The 14,461-nt window shown below is 67.3% G+C and carries 12 protein-coding genes; 4 read left to right on the top strand and 8 right to left on the bottom strand.

Annotated elements, in window-relative coordinates; all coding sequences use genetic code 11:
• Positions 1–7 precede the first annotated feature (7 nt).
• Together ACSFA2_RS23000 and ACSFA2_RS22995 are read left to right on the top strand one after the other, a co-directional pair.
• Positions 8–616, top strand: coding sequence for an RnfABCDGE type electron transport complex subunit B (locus ACSFA2_RS23000; protein WP_435457644.1), 609 nt, complete (start codon positions 8–10; stop codon positions 614–616).
• 25 nt (positions 617–641) lie between these two features.
• Positions 642–1,277, top strand: a complete 636-nt coding sequence (locus ACSFA2_RS22995; RefSeq protein ID WP_435457643.1) for a LysE family translocator — start codon at positions 642–644, stop codon at positions 1,275–1,277.
• Positions 1,278–1,296: 19 nt separating this feature from the next.
• On the opposite strand, the gene ACSFA2_RS22990 is transcribed toward ACSFA2_RS22995, so the two are convergent.
• From ACSFA2_RS22990 to scpA, 8 genes are read right to left on the bottom strand one after another with little or no spacing between them, the layout of a single operon-like run.
• Positions 1,297–1,779: a VOC family protein gene (locus tag ACSFA2_RS22990; protein WP_435457642.1), complete on the bottom strand. Its 483-nt coding sequence runs from the start codon at positions 1,777–1,779 to the stop codon at positions 1,297–1,299.
• Positions 1,776–2,798 carry a biotin synthase BioB gene (bioB, locus tag ACSFA2_RS22985; RefSeq protein WP_435457641.1) on the bottom strand — a complete coding sequence of 341 codons (1,023 nt, stop codon included), beginning with the start codon at positions 2,796–2,798 and terminating at the stop codon, positions 1,776–1,778. The genes ACSFA2_RS22990 and bioB overlap by 4 nt, the downstream gene beginning before the upstream one ends.
• Positions 2,798–4,846, bottom strand: coding sequence for an acetyl-CoA carboxylase biotin carboxylase subunit (locus ACSFA2_RS22980; RefSeq protein WP_435457640.1), 2,049 nt, complete (start codon positions 4,844–4,846; stop codon positions 2,798–2,800). The genes bioB and ACSFA2_RS22980 overlap by 1 nt, the downstream gene beginning before the upstream one ends.
• A gap of 38 nt (positions 4,847–4,884) precedes the next feature.
• On the bottom strand, positions 4,885–5,502 hold the full coding sequence (locus tag ACSFA2_RS22975) for a glutathione S-transferase family protein (RefSeq protein ID WP_435457639.1): 618 nt from the start codon (positions 5,500–5,502) through the stop codon (positions 4,885–4,887).
• 31 nt (positions 5,503–5,533) lie between these two features.
• Positions 5,534–7,066 carry an acyl-CoA carboxylase subunit beta gene (locus tag ACSFA2_RS22970; protein ID WP_435457638.1) on the bottom strand — a complete coding sequence of 511 codons (1,533 nt, stop codon included), beginning with the start codon at positions 7,064–7,066 and terminating at the stop codon, positions 5,534–5,536.
• Between the two features lie 39 nt (positions 7,067–7,105).
• Positions 7,106–8,116: a methylmalonyl Co-A mutase-associated GTPase MeaB gene (gene meaB, locus ACSFA2_RS22965; protein ID WP_435457685.1), complete on the bottom strand. Its 1,011-nt coding sequence runs from the start codon at positions 8,114–8,116 to the stop codon at positions 7,106–7,108.
• Between the two features lie 44 nt (positions 8,117–8,160).
• Positions 8,161–8,634 (bottom strand): GNAT family N-acetyltransferase, encoded by a 474-nt coding sequence (locus ACSFA2_RS22960; protein WP_435457637.1) that lies wholly within the window; start codon positions 8,632–8,634, stop codon positions 8,161–8,163.
• The gene (scpA, locus tag ACSFA2_RS22955; RefSeq protein ID WP_435457636.1) at positions 8,631–10,802 is read right to left on the bottom strand and encodes a methylmalonyl-CoA mutase; all 2,172 of its coding nucleotides are present in this window, start codon (positions 10,800–10,802) and stop codon (positions 8,631–8,633) included. Before scpA ends, ACSFA2_RS22960 begins: the two co-directional genes overlap by 4 nt.
• A 105-nt stretch (positions 10,803–10,907) precedes the next feature.
• On the opposite strand from scpA, the gene ACSFA2_RS22950 reads away from it, so the two are divergent.
• Both ACSFA2_RS22950 and nirB read left to right on the top strand, forming a co-directional pair.
• The gene (locus tag ACSFA2_RS22950; RefSeq protein ID WP_435457635.1) at positions 10,908–11,555 is read left to right on the top strand and encodes a GntR family transcriptional regulator; all 648 of its coding nucleotides are present in this window, start codon (positions 10,908–10,910) and stop codon (positions 11,553–11,555) included.
• A 349-nt stretch (positions 11,556–11,904) separates the two neighbouring features.
• Entirely contained in the window at positions 11,905–14,448 is a 2,544-nt protein-coding gene (gene nirB, locus ACSFA2_RS22945; protein WP_435457634.1) for a nitrite reductase large subunit NirB, read from the top strand.
• The last annotated feature ends 13 nt before the right edge of the window (positions 14,449–14,461 follow it).

The raw sequence follows: 14,461 nt of genomic DNA, 5'->3' as shown, positions 1-14,461 counted from the left end.
TCCTGCCATGACGCAGCCCGTCGTGCTCGCCCAGCGCCTGCACGACGCGCTGCCGCAGACGCAGTGCACGCGCTGCGGCTATCCCGATTGCCAGGCCTATGCCGAGGCCATCGCGCACGAGGGCGCCGCCATCAACCGCTGCCCGCCCGGCGGTGCCGAAGGCGTGGCGCGCCTCGCCGCGTTGACCGGCACGCCGATGCTGCCGCTCGACACCACCTGCGGCGACGAAGGCCCGCGCGCCATGGCCGTGATCGACGAGGCCTGGTGCATCGGCTGCACGCTGTGCCTGGATGCCTGTCCGACCGACGCGATCATCGGCATCCACAAGCGCATGCACACCGTCATCGAGACGCACTGCACCGGCTGCGAGCTGTGCATTCCCGTCTGCCCGGTCGACTGCATCTCGCTCGAGAACGAAACACCCGGCCGCAGTGGCTGGCAGGCCTGGTCCAAGGCCCAGGCCGATGCGGCGCTGGCCCGCTACACCGTGCACCGGCAACGCAGGGCCGCATCGGCGCCGGAGGCAACGACCGCAACCACCGAGCTCGATGCCGACGCGCGCAAGCGTTCGATCGTCGAGGCCGCGCTGGCCCGCGCCCGCGACGCCAAGCGCTGACAAGACCAAACGCCCGCACCCCGCCATGACGACGCAGACCCTGCTCCTCTACGTGCTGGCATCGCTCATGCTGGCTGTGACGCCGGGGCCGACCATGCTGCTGGCGCTCTCGAACGGCATCGCCGGCGGCATGCGCCGCGCCGCCTGGGGCATCGCCGGGGCGTCGCTGGGCAGCAGCCTGGCGATCGCCGCGGTCGCCGTCGGCCTGGGCTCGTTGCTGGCTGCGTCCGAATGGCTCTTCAACGCCCTGCGTGCAGCCGGCGTCATCTACCTTGTCTGGCTCGGCATCAAGCTGTGGCGCAGCGAGCCGGCCGACCTGCGCCAGGCGCTGGCCCCGCCGGCCGGCTCGGCACTGCAAGGCCGCCTGGCCCTGGTGCGCAGCCTGGCCGTGGCACTGTCGAACCCGAAGGCGCTGTTGTTCTTCGCCGCCTTCCTGCCGCAGTTCGTCGACACGACGCAGCCGCAGGGTTGGCAATACGTTGTGCTTGGCGCGATCTTCGTGGGACTCGACACGCTGGTGATGCTGGCCTATGCGGCTGCCGGCACGCAGGCAGTGCGGTGGCTCTCGCAGCGCAGCCTGCGCCTGCTCGACCGCGGCTGCGCCCTCGGCATGTGGGCGCTGGCGGCCACGCTCGCACTGTGGCGCCGCCCCGGCGCCTGAGCAGCGCGAGCGTCCCCGATCAGTTGGACGATGCCGCCAGCGCGGCGAAGGCCTTCACGACTTCGGCCGGCGCCTGCACCATCTCGATCAACACGCCCTCACCGGCAATCGGAAATTCGTCGTTCGCCTTCGGGTGCAGAAAGCAGATGTCGAAGCCGGCCGCGCCCTGTCGGATGCCGCCCGGCGCGAAGCGCACGCCCTGCGCGGTGAGCCATTCGACCGCCCGGGGCAGATCGTCGATCCACAGGCCCACATGGTTGAGCGGCGTGGCGTGCACGGCGGGCTTCTTGTCCGGGTCGAGCGGCTGCATCAGGTCGACCTCGACCTTGAACGGCCCGACACCCATCGCGCAGATGTCCTCGTCGACGTTCTCGCGCTCGCTCTTGAAGGTGCCCGTGACCTCGAGTCCCAGCATGTCGACCCAGAGCTTCTGCAGGCGCAACTTGTCCGGGCCGCCGATGGCGATCTGCTGGATGCCCAGCACCTTGAACGGGCGTGTCATGCGGGATGTCCTTCGTTCGTTGAAACCTGGCGGGCCTTCAGGCCCAGCTTGCGCAGCAGTTGCACATCGGCGTCCACGTCGGGGTTGCCCGTGACGAGCAGCTTGTCGCCATAGAAGATCGAGTTGGCGCCCGCCATGAAGCACAGCGCCTGCACCGCGTCGCCCATCTGCTGGCGGCCGGCCGACAGCCGCACCCGCGCCCTGGGCATCGTGATGCGCGCGACCGCGATCACGCGCACGAAGTCGAAGGGGTCGATGGGTGCGCTGTCGGCCAGCGGCGTGCCGGGCACGCGCACCAGGCTGTTGATCGGCACCGACTCGGGGTACGGCTGCAGGTTGGCCAGCTGCGCGATGAGCCCGGCGCGGTGCACCGGCGCTTCGCCCATGCCCACGATGCCGCCGCAGCAGACGCTGATGCCGGCGCTGCGCACGTGTTGCAAGGTGTCGAGCCGGTCCTGGTAGGCGCGCGTGCTCACCACGTCGGTGTAGTACTCGGGCGCGGTGTCGAGGTTGTGGTTGTAGTAGTCGAGCCCGGCATCCTTCAGCGCCGTCGCCTGATGCGCTTCGAGCATGCCCAGCGTTGCGCAGGTCTGCAAGCCCAGTCCCTTCACCGCGCCGATCAGCTCGGCCACCTTCTCGATGTCGCGGTCCTTGGGTGCGCGCCATGCCGCGCCCATGCAGAAGCGCGTGGCGCCCGCGTCCTTGGCGGCTTGCGCGGCGCGCACCACCTCGTCGACCGCCATCAGCTTCTCGGCCTTCACGCCGGTATCGAACTGCGCCGCCTGCGGGCAGTAGCCGCAGTTCTCGGGGCAGCCGCCGGTCTTCACCGACAGCAGCGTGGCCAGTTCGATCGTGCCCTCGGGCCAGTGCTGGCGATGCACGGTCTGCGCCTCGAAGAGCAGATCCATCAACGGCTGGTCGAGCAGCGCCTGGATCGCCTCGACCGTCCACTCGCCTTGCGGCACGGCCCGCTTCGTCGGCCGGTGAATCGTCACGGCCTGCATGTCGTTGGCACCCATCAATTGAACTCCAGAATGATCTGATCGACCGCGAGCGACTCGCCCTTGGTCGCGGAGATCGTGCCGACCACGCCGTCCTGCGTGGCGAACAGCACGTTCTCCATCTTCATCGCTTCGATCACCGCGAGTTTCTCGCCCGCCTGCACGGTTTGCCCTGGCTGCACCGACACCTCGACCAGCAGGCCCGGCATCGGCGACATGAGGAACTTGCTCAGGTCCGGTGGCGCCTTGTAGGGCATCAGCTTCTGCAGTCGTGCGCCCAGCGGCGACAGCACCATTGCCTCGATCTGCGTGCCGTTGTGCGACACACGCAGCGCCAGCGGGTTCTTGCCCGCACCACGCTCGACCTGCGCCACGAAAGGCTTGTCGTTGACCACGCCTTCGATGCGCACCGCACCCAAGGCCGCGCTGCTGCCGATCTTGTAGCTCTTGCCGCCGATCTGCACCGCGCTCGACCCGTTGGCGCCCTTGAAATCCGTCACCGACACCGGTGTGTGCTGATGCTCGCCCTTGGCATCCAGCGTGACCACGACGAACTGCTCGGCGATTTTCACGCCATGCCCTTCGAGCTGCCCGCTGATGCCCGAGGCGCGGGCACGGTAGCGGCGGTGCATGAAGGCGGCCAGCGCGACCAGGAAACTCGGGTCGTCGTGCGGCACATCTTCCGCATGGAAGCCCTGGCTGTAGTGCTCCGCGATGAAGCCGGTGTTGAAGTCGCCGGCGACGAACTTCGGGTGCGCAAGCAACGCCGCCTGGAACGGGATGTTGCTGCTGACGCCGCGAATCACGAAGCCGTTGAGTGCCTCGCGCATCAGCGCGATCGCGTGCGCGCGGTCCTTGCCGTGCACGATCAGCTTGGCGATCATCGAGTCGTAGAACATCGGGATCTCACCGCCGTCGTACACGCCGGTGTCGACGCGCACGCCGTACAGATGCTCGGTGTCGGCCGAGAACATCGTCTCCTTCGGCGGCTGGAACTTCACCAGACGGCCGGTCGACGGCAGGAAGTTGCGGAACGGGTCTTCGGCGTTGATGCGGCACTCGATGGCCCAGCCGTTGCGCTGCACGTCCGATTGCTTCAGCGGCAGCGGCTCGCCCGCGGCGACGCGGATCATCAGCTCGACCAGATCGAGACCGGTGATGCATTCGGTCACCGGGTGTTCCACCTGCAGCCGCGTGTTCATCTCGAGGAAGTAGAAGCTCTGGTCCTTGCCGACCACGAACTCCACCGTGCCGGCGCTCTGGTACTTCACGGCCTTCGCCAGCGCCACGGCCTGCTCACCCATCGCGCGGCGCGTTTCGTCTCTGATGAAGGGCGACGGCGCCTCCTCGATCACCTTCTGGTGGCGCCGCTGGATCGAGCATTCGCGCTCGTTCAGATAGATCACATTGCCCTGCGAATCGCCCAGCACCTGGATCTCGATGTGGCGCGGCTCGACCACGAACTTCTCGATGAAGACGCGGTCGTCGCCGAAGGAATTGCGCGCCTCGTTGCGGCAGGCGGTGAAGCCCTCGAAGGCCTCCTTGTCGTCGTGCGCCACGCGCAGCCCCTTGCCGCCCCCGCCGGCCGACGCCTTGATCATCACGGGGTAGCCGATGTCCTTGGCGATCTGCACCGCCCGCTCGGCCGATTCGATGGCCTCGTTCCAGCCCGGAATCGTATTGACCTTGGCGTCGTTCGCGAGCTTCTTGGACGCGATCTTGTCGCCCATCGCCGCGATCGAATAGTGCTTGGGCCCGATGAAGACGATGCCCTCTTCCTCGACCTTGCGCGCGAAGGCCTCGTTCTCCGACAGGAAACCGTAGCCCGGGTGCACCGCCTCGGCGCCCGTCTTCTTGCACGCGGCGATGATGCGATCGGCCTGCAGGTAGCTGTCACGGCTGGCCGAGCCGCCGATGTGCAACGCCTCGTCGGCCAGTTCGACGTGGCGCGCGTCCTTGTCGGCGTCGGAGTAGACGGCGACCGTGAGGATGCCCATCTTCTTCGCGGTCTTGATGACGCGGCAGGCGATCTCTCCGCGGTTGGCGATGAGGATTTTCTTGAACATGTTCTGCTCCGTTGTCTGTGTGCTTCGAAGGGCGCCGCTTATTGCAGCCCCAGCTGCTTGCGCATGGCTGCGTTCTTCGCCTCGGCGCGCTGGAACGCCGGCCGTGCATCGAGGCGCTTGACGTAGTCCTCGAGCACCGGGCTGGGATCGATCTGCTTGAAACCGATCATGAAGCGCAAGGTGCCGCCCAGCACCACGTCGGCCATGGAGAACGTGTTGCCGAGCACGAAGGGCTTGCCGGCGATGGCGCTCTCCGCCGTGTCCAGCATCGAGGCGAAGGTGCCCCAGCCGGCCGCCACCTCCTTCACGGTCCAGCCCGAATGCTTGGCCATCACGGCCGGCTCGATGACGCTCGGCGCGAAGAAGGCCCAACGCAGGTAGGTGCCGCGCTGCGGGTCGTCGACCGCCGGCGCGAGGCTCGGCGCATAGCGGTCGGCCAGATAGAGCGCGATAGCCGCGGCTTCAGCCACGACCGTGTCGCCGTCGACCAGCGTGGGCAGCTTGCCCATCGGGTTCCTCGACACCAGCTCGGGGCCCTTCTGGTCGCCCTTCATGATGTCGACCACCTTCAGGTCGTAGTCGACGCCGGCTTCTTCCAGCGCCCAGAGCGTGCCCGCGGCACGGGAATACGGGTGGTAGTAGAGGCTGAGGGACATGGTGTTGCTCCTGGGTGCGGCCGTTTGCCGGTCAGAGGGGGATGTTCCCGTGCTTGCGCCACGGGTTCTCGAGCTTCTTCTCGCGCAGCATGACGAGCGAGCGGCAGATGCGCTTGCGCGTCTCGCTCGGCAGGATCACGTCGTCGATGTAGCCGCGCGTGCTGGCCACGTAGGGGTTCGCAAAACGTGCCTTGTATTCGGCTTCGCGGGCGGCGAGCTTCTCGGGGTCGTTCTTGTCTTCGCGGAAGATGATCTCGACCGCGCCCTTCGCGCCCATCACCGCGATCTCGGCGCGCGGCCAGGCGAGGTTGACGTCGCCACGCAGGTGCTTGGACGCCATCACGTCGTACGCGCCGCCGTAGGCCTTGCGCGTGATGACGGTGATCTTCGGCACCGTGCATTCGGCGTACGCGTAGAGCAGCTTGGCGCCGTGCTTGATGATGCCGCCGTACTCCTGGCTGGTGCCAGGCATGAAGCCGGGCACGTCGACGAAGGTGACGACCGGGATGTTGAACGCGTCGCAGAAGCGCACGAAGCGCGCCGCCTTGATCGAGCTCTTGATGTCCAGGCAACCCGCCAGCACCAGCGGCTGATTCGCCACGATGCCGACGCTCTGGCCTTCCATGCGCGCGAAGCCGATCACGATGTTCTTTGCGTAGTCGGGTTGCAGCTCGAAGAAGTCGCCGTCGTCGACCACCTTGGTGATCAGCTCCTTCATGTCGTAGGGCTTGTTGGCGTTCTCGGGCACCAGCGTGTCGAGCGACAGGTCGGCGCGATCGGCCGGGTCGCCGCTCGGGCGCACGGGTGGCTTCTCGCGGTTGTTGAGCGGCAGGTAGTTGTAGAGGCGCCGCAGCATCATCAGCGCCTCGACATCGTTCTCGAAGGCCATGTCGGCCACGCCGCTCTTGGTGGTGTGCGTCAGCGCACCGCCCAGCTCTTCGGCGGTCACGTCCTCGTGCGTCACGGTCTTCACCACCTCGGGGCCGGTGACGAACATGTAGCTCGAATCGCGCACCATGAAGATGAAGTCGGTCATGGCGGGCGAGTACACGGCGCCGCCCGCGCACGGACCCATGATCATGCTGATCTGCGGCACCACGCCGCTGGCCATCACGTTGCGCTGGAACACGTCGGCATAGCCGCCGAGCGAGGCCACGCCTTCCTGGATGCGGGCGCCGCCCGAGTCGTTCAGGCCGATGACCGGTGCGCCGACCTTCATGGCCTGGTCCATCACCTTGCAGATCTTCTCGGCGTGCGCTTCGCTCAGCGCACCGCCGAACACGGTGAAGTCCTGGCTGAAGATGAAGACCAGGCGGCCGTTGATCATGCCGTAGCCGGTGACCACGCCGTCGCCCGGGATCTTCTGCTCGGCCATGCCGAAGTCGACCGAGCGGTGCTCGACGAACATGTCCCATTCCTCGAAGGTGCCGTCGTCGAGCAGCAACTCGATGCGCTCGCGCGCCGTCAGCTTGCCCTTCTTGTGCTGCGCGTCGATGCGCTTCTGCCCACCGCCGAGGCGCGCCTGGGCGCGTCGTTGTTCGAGTTGTTCGAGGATTTCTTTCATGGCATTCAGTCTGGAAGATGAATCGGAAGATGTCGTGAATCAGGAGGCCCGCGACGCTTGCGCGGCGAGCAGTTGGCGTGCGGCGGTCGATGCGGGAAGGCGGCCCGCGGCCACCTGCGCAACCGTGTCGGGCAGCAGCTCACGCACGGCCGGGTGCTGGCGGAAGGCCTGCTTCAGGCCGGCGTCGACGCGTTCCCACATCCACGACAGCGCCTGCTTCTCGCGGCGCGTCGCGCGCTTGCCGTTGGCGTCCTGCAGTTGCTTGAAGCGCAGGACCGAGGCCCAGAAGGCATCAACGCCGGTGCCCAGCAGCGCGCTCAGCTGCATCACCTGCGGCTGCCAGAAGCGCATTTCGGCCTCGGGTGATCCGGGTGCCGCATGCGCGGCCTTCAGCATCTCGGCATGCGCCGGATTGCCGTGGTGACCGAAGAGGCGCAATGCCGACGTGATCTGCGCCTGCGCGCGCGTGGCGGCGTCGCGGTCCAGGTCGGCTTTGTTGATGACCACCAGGTCGGCGATCTCCATCACGCCTTTCTTGATGGCCTGCAGGTCATCGCCCGCATTGGGCAACTGCATCAGCACGAACATGTCGGTCATGCCCGCGACGGCGGTTTCGCTCTGGCCGACGCCGACCGTCTCGACGATGACGACGTCGTAGCCGGCCGCCTCGCACACCAGCATCGCCTCGCGCGTCTTCTCCGCCACGCCGCCCAACGTGCCCGAGGATGGGCTGGGGCGGATGTACGCCTTCTCGTGCACCGACAGCCGCTCCATGCGCGTCTTGTCGCCGAGGATGGAGCCGCCGGAGACGGTCGACGACGGGTCGATGGTGAGCACCGCCACGCGGTGGCCCTGCTCGATCAGGTACAGGCCGAACGCCTCGATGAAGGTCGACTTGCCGACGCCCGGCACGCCCGAGATGCCGAGCCGGAAGGACCGGCCCGTGTGTGGCAGCAGTGCCGTCAGCACCTCGTCGGCCTGCGTCCGGTGGTCGGCGCGCGTCGATTCGAGCAGCGTGATCGCCTTGGCGATCGCACGACGCTGCGTCATGCCGCTCGAACCGACGATCGCCGCTTCGATCGCAGTCGCCGAATTCAGCACGTCGCCTCCGCCGAGACGTGCCAACGGTAGTGCAGGTCCACGCCCTCCCCACCTTCCAGCACGAAGCCGTGCCGCAGGTAGAAGCGGTTGGCGTCACTCCGCACGAGGGCGGTGAGCGTGATGTCGCGTTTCTGGTCACGCGCTTGCGCCTTTGCCCAGCGCATGACCCACTCGCCGATGCCACGGCCCTGGAAGCCGGTGCGCAAGTACAGGTGGTCGAGGCGCAGGGCGTTCACGCCTTCGGGCTTGAGCGTGACGAAGCCGACGCGCAGCTCGCCGTCGACGACGATGTGATGCATGAAGGGCACGACGAAGCCGGCACTCAGCCGCTCGCGAGAACGCGTCAGGTCGAAGCGACCGACACGCTCCAGGCTCGGGCGCATCGCGTCGATGCGCACCGCCAGCATGTCCTCGAAATCGCCGGAATCGACCGGCTGCAGCGACAGCCGCGACAGGAGATCGCTCACGCTGCGTCTTTGGCGGCGACCGCCGCGCGGATCTGTTCGAGCACGTCCTTGGCGCTCGCCGGGATCGGCGTGCCGGGGCCGTAGATGCCCTTCACGCCCGCCTCGTACAGCATCTCGTAGTCGCCGCGCGGAATCACGCCGCCGACGAACACGATGATGTCGTCGGCGCCCTGCTTCCTGAGCTCCTCGATGATCGCGGGCACCAGCGTCTTGTGACCGGCCGCGAGCGTGCTCACGCCGACCGCATGCACGTCGTTCTCGATGGCCTGACGGGCGCACTCTTCCGGCGTCTGGAACAGCGGGCCCATGTCGACGTCGAAGCCCAGGTCGGCAAACGCCGTGGCCACGACCTTCGCGCCGCGGTCGTGACCGTCCTGGCCCAGCTTGGAGATCATCACGCGCGGACGACGGCCCTGTTCTTCGGCGAAAGCGGCGATCTCGTGCTGCAGCGCTTCCCAGCCTTCGGCCGAGTCGTAGGCCGCGGCGTAGACGCCGGTGACCTTCTGCGTGTCGGCGCGATGCCGGCCATAGACTTTCTCGAGCGCGTCGCTGATTTCGCCGACCGTCGCGCGCAGGCGCACCGCGTCGATGCTCAGCGCCAGCAGATTGCCTTCGCCGCTTTCGGCCGCAGCCGTCAACGCATCCAGCGCTGCCTGCGTGGCCGCAGTGTCGCGCTTCTCGCGGATCGCATGCAGCTTGGCGATCTGCCCGTCGCGCACCTTCATGTTGTCGATCGACAAACTATCGATCGCGTCTTCGGTCTTGAGCTTGTACTTGTTGACACCGACGATCACGTCGCGGCCCGAGTCGATGCGCGCCTGCTTGTCGGCCGCAGCCGCCTCGATCTTCAGCTTGGCCCAGCCGCTGTCGACCGCCTTGGTCATCCCGCCCATCGCCTCGACCTCTTCGATGATGGTCCAGGCGGCATCGGCCATGTCCTGCGTGAGCTTCTCCATCATGTAGCTGCCGGCCCAGGGGTCGATCACGCTGGTGATGTGGGTCTCTTCCTGGATGATGAGCTGCGTGTTGCGCGCGATGCGCGAGCTGAATTCGGTCGGCAGCGCGATGGCTTCGTCGAGCGCGTTGGTGTGCAGCGACTGCGTGCCGCCGAACACCGCGGCCATCGCCTCGATGGTGGTGCGCACCACGTTGTTGTACGGGTCCTGTTCGGTCAGCGACCAGCCCGAGGTCTGGCAGTGCGTGCGCAGCATCAGGCTCTTGGGGTTCTTGGGCTCGAACTCCTTCATGATCCGGCACCACAAGAGGCGCGCGGCGCGCATCTTGGCGACCTCCAGGTAGAAGTTCATGCCGATGGCCCAGAAGAAGCTGAGCCGGCCGGCGAACACGTCCACGTCGAGTCCCTTGGCCAGCGCGGTCTTCACGTACTCCTTGCCGTCGGCCAGCGTGAAGGCCAGCTCCAGCGCCTGGTTGGCGCCGGCTTCCTGCATGTGATAACCGCTGATGCTGATCGAGTTGAACTTGGGCATCTTCTCTGCCGTGTACTCGATGATGTCGCCGATGATCCGCATGCTCGGCGCGGGCGGAAAAATGTAGGTGTTGCGGACCATGAACTCCTTCAAGATGTCGTTCTGGATGGTTCCGCTCAGCTGGTCCTGCGCCACGCCCTGCTCTTCGGCCGCGACCACGTAGCCGGCCAGCACCGGCAGCACCGCGCCGTTCATCGTCATCGACACGCTCACCTTGTCGAGCGGGATCTGGTCGAACAGGATCTTCATGTCCTCGACCGAATCGATCGCCACGCCAGCCTTGCCGACGTCGCCGGTCACGCGCGGATGGTCGCTGTCGTAGCCGCGGTGGGTGGCCAGGTCGAACGCGACCGACACGCCCTGCCCGCCGGCGGCGAGCGCCTTGCGATAGAAGGCGTTGGATTCCTCGGCGGTCGAGAAGCCGGCGTACTGGCGGATGGTCCACGGCCGCACCGCGTACATCGTGGCCTGCGGGCCGCGCAGGTAGGGCTCGAAGCCCGGCAGCGTGTCGGTGTACTTCAGGCCCTCGAGGTCGGCCGCGGTGTAGAGCGGCTTGACCGTGATGCCGTCGGGCGTGCGCCAGTTCAGCGCCTCGAGGTTGCCGCCGGGCGCGGACTTGGCCGCGGCCTTCGTCCATGCCGCCAGGTCGGCGGGCTTGAAGGTGGGTTCGGGAGTGCTCATGGCTTGGCGCACGCGGGGATCCGCGCTCGTCTCGGTGTTGGTTTCATCGAGTCTAACCATCCGTAATTATTAATTCAAACGAAATTTCTGCGGTACATTCGCGCCATGTCCGCCGCCACCCTCACGCCCCGCGCCCTCTATGAAGAGGTGGCCGAACTGCTGCGCCAGCGCATCTTCAACCGCGAACTCGAGCCGGGCAGCTGGATCGACGAGATGAAGATCGCGGAGGAATACGGCATCAGCCGCACCCCCCTGCGCGAGGCGCTCAAGGTGCTGGCCGCCGAAGGCCTGGTGACCATGAAGGTGCGCCGCGGCGCCTATGTGACCGAGGTGTCGCGGCAGGACCTGACGGACGTGTACCACCTGCTTTCGCTGCTGGAGGCTGATGCGGCCGGCGTGGTGGCCGAGCGCGCGACCGAGGCACAGCTGCACACGCTGCAGGTGCTGCATGCCGAACTGGAAGCCGCCGCCATCCCGGGCCAGGTCGACCGCGAACACTTCTTCGCGATCAACGAGCGCTTCCACATGCAGTTGCTCGCCATCGCCAACAACCGCTGGCGCGACCAGATGGTGGCCGACCTGCGCAAGGTGATGAAGCTCAACCGTCACAACTCGCTGCTCAAGTCGGGGCGGATCGACGAGTCGCTCAAGGAGCACCGCGCGCTCATGGCGGCGCTGGTCGCGCGGGACCCGGCCGCCGCCATGGCCCGCATGCGCGAGCACTTCAGCAACGGGCTGGAAGCGGCGGCCTGAAAGGCTGAGACCTGCGCCGCTCCGCCCCATTGTTGGGGCTGGCGGCCCGATCTGGTGCCGACATGGTGCGCGGCATGCCCGCATTGCACCGATCCCCTCGCCCATCGGCCCGAATCGCCGGGCACGAATCGTGCATGAACTGCAGTGACCATCGCCGCAGTGCCGCTGCGATGGTCTTCGCCTCCGCCAACGACGGCGGAACCCGAGCCTCCCGACGCGTTCATCCGCCCGGCACTCGGTCGTTCCAACCCGATTTCGTTCCGCATCTCGCGGGGGCCTCTGGCCGTGTCACATCCTTCGTGACGTGGCCACTGCACGGCACCCACGGGCCGGACGTGCAGGATTCAACATGAAAATCATCGTCGTCGGTCATGGCATGGTGGGCCACAAGTTCCTCGAGGAACTCGAACAGCAAGGGCTTTCGCATGCCGAAGTCACCGTGCTGTGCGAGGAACCTCGCGCCGCCTACGACCGGGTGCACCTCTCCGAATTCTTCGCCGGCAAGACCGCCGACGACCTGTCGCTGGTCGCGCCGGACTTCTTCGCGCGCAGCGGTTTCTCGCTGCGCCTGGCGGCACGGGCCGCCGCCATCGAGCGGCGCAACAACACCGTCACCACGCTCGACGGCGAGGTGCTGCCCTACGACAAGCTGGTGCTCGCGACCGGTTCGTCGCCCTTCGTGCCGCCGGTGCCGGGCCGCGACCGGCCGCACACCTTCGTCTACCGCACCATCGACGACCTGGAGGGCATGAAGGCCAGCGGCGCCCATTCCAAGACCGGCGTCGTGATCGGCGGTGGCCTGCTCGGGCTCGAATGCGCCAAGGCGCTGCGCGACCTGGGGCTGGAGACCCACGTCGTCGAGTTCGCGCCGCGCCTGATGGCCGTGCAGGTCGACGACGGCGGCGGGCGCGTGCTGCGCACGAAAATCGAGGAGCTGGGCGTGCGCGTGCACACCGGCCGCAACACGGTGGACATCACCGACGGCGCCACGGCCCGCCACCGCATGGTGTTCGCCGACGGCACCTGGCTGGAGACCGACATGATCGTGTTCTCCGCCGGCATCCGCCCGCGCGACGAACTGGCGCGGCAGAGCGCGCTGGCCGTCGGCGCGCGCGGCGGCATCGCCATCGACAACCACTGCCGCACCAGCGACCGCGACGTCTACGCGATCGGCGAATGCGCCTCGTGGAACGAGCAGACCTTCGGCCTCGTGGCGCCGGGCTACGAGATGGCACGCGTGGCGGCCCGGCACGTGGCCGGCGATGCCGAGGCCGCCTTTGCCGGTGCCGACATGAGCACCAAGCTCAAGCTGATGGGCGTCGACGTGGCGAGCATCGGCGATGCGCACGGCAAGACGCCGAACGCACGCAACTACCAGTACATCGACGAGCGCAAGCAGGTCTACAAGAAGATCGTGGTCAGCGAGGACGGCAAGGCGCTGCTCGGCGCCGTGCTGGTGGGCAATGCCGACGAATACGGCACGCTGCTGCAGATGGCGCTCAACGGCATCGCGCTGCCGGCCGAGCCGGAGTTCCTGATCCTGCCGTCGAGCGACGGCAAGGCCAAGCCGGGCCTGGGCGTGGAGGCGCTGCCCGATACCGCGCAGATCTGCTCGTGCAACAACGTGAGCAAGGCGCAGATCGGCGCGGCCGTCGCGGACTTGGGTGCGAGGGGCGCCTGCACCATCGCCGAGATCAAGGCCTGCACCAAGGCCGGCGCCACCTGCGGCGGCTGCGTGCCGCTGGTCACGCAGGTGATGAAGTTCGAGATGGCCAAGCGCGGCATGGCCGTCAACAACCACCTGTGCGAACACTTCGCGTATTCGCGCCAGGAGCTCTACCACCTGGTGCGCGTCGGACAGATCAAGACCTTCGACGACCTGCTGCACAAGCACGGCAAGGGCCTGGGCTGCGACATCTGCAAGCCGGTGGCCGCCAGCGTGCTCGCGTCCGTCTGGAACGAATTCGTGCTCAAGCCGCAGCTGGCCAGCCTGCAGGACAGCAACGACTACTTCCTGGGCAACATCCAGAAAGACGGCACCTACTCGGTCGTGCCGCGCATGCCCGGCGGCGAAGTCACGCCCGACGGCCTGATCGCCGTGGGCCAGGTCGCCAAGAAGTACGGCCTGTACACCAAGGTCACGGGCGGCGCGCGCGTGGACATGTTCGGCGCGCGCGTCGACCAGCTGCCGCTGATCTGGGAAGAACTCATTGCCGCCGGCTTCGAGAGCGGCCATGCCTACGGCAAGTCGCTGCGCACCGTGAAGAGCTGCGTGGGCTCGACCTGGTGCCGCTACGGCGTGGACGATTCCGTCGGCCTGGCCGTGCAGCTGGAGAACCGCTACAAGGGCCTGCGCGCACCGCACAAGATCAAGTTCGGCGTCTCGGGCTGCACCCGCGAATGCGCCGAGGCGCAGGGCAAGGACGTCGGCATCATCGCCACCGACAAGGGCTGGAACCTCTACGTCTGCGGCAACGGCGGCATGAAGCCGCGCCACGCCGAACTCATCGCCAGCGACCTGAGCAAGGACACGCTCATCGCGCTGATCGACCGCTTCCTGATGTTCTACGTGCGCACGGCCGACCGCCTGCAGCGCACCAGCACCTGGCGCGACAACCTCGAAGGTGGCCTCGACTACCTCAAGGACGTGTTGATCGCCGACAGCCTGGGGCTCGGCGCCGAGCTGGAAGCCCAGATGCAGCACGTGGTCGACACCTACCAGTGCGAATGGAAGACGGCCGTGACGGACCCCACCGTGCGCCAGCGCTTTCGCACCTTCGTCAACAGCGACAAGGCCGACGAACGCATCGTCTTCATGCAGGAACGCGGGCAGATCCGCCCGGCCCGGCCCGAGGAAATCGCTACGGCACCGGCCGAGGCCACACCGGCCTGACCCTCAAGGAACC

It is taken from the genome of Variovorax cryoconiti (genome assembly GCF_051216395.1).
Taxonomy (GTDB): Bacteria; Pseudomonadota; Gammaproteobacteria; order Burkholderiales; family Burkholderiaceae_C; genus Variovorax.
The sequence above is the reverse complement of the archived record's forward strand: the minus strand, read 5'-3'. Positions and strand labels throughout refer to the sequence as shown.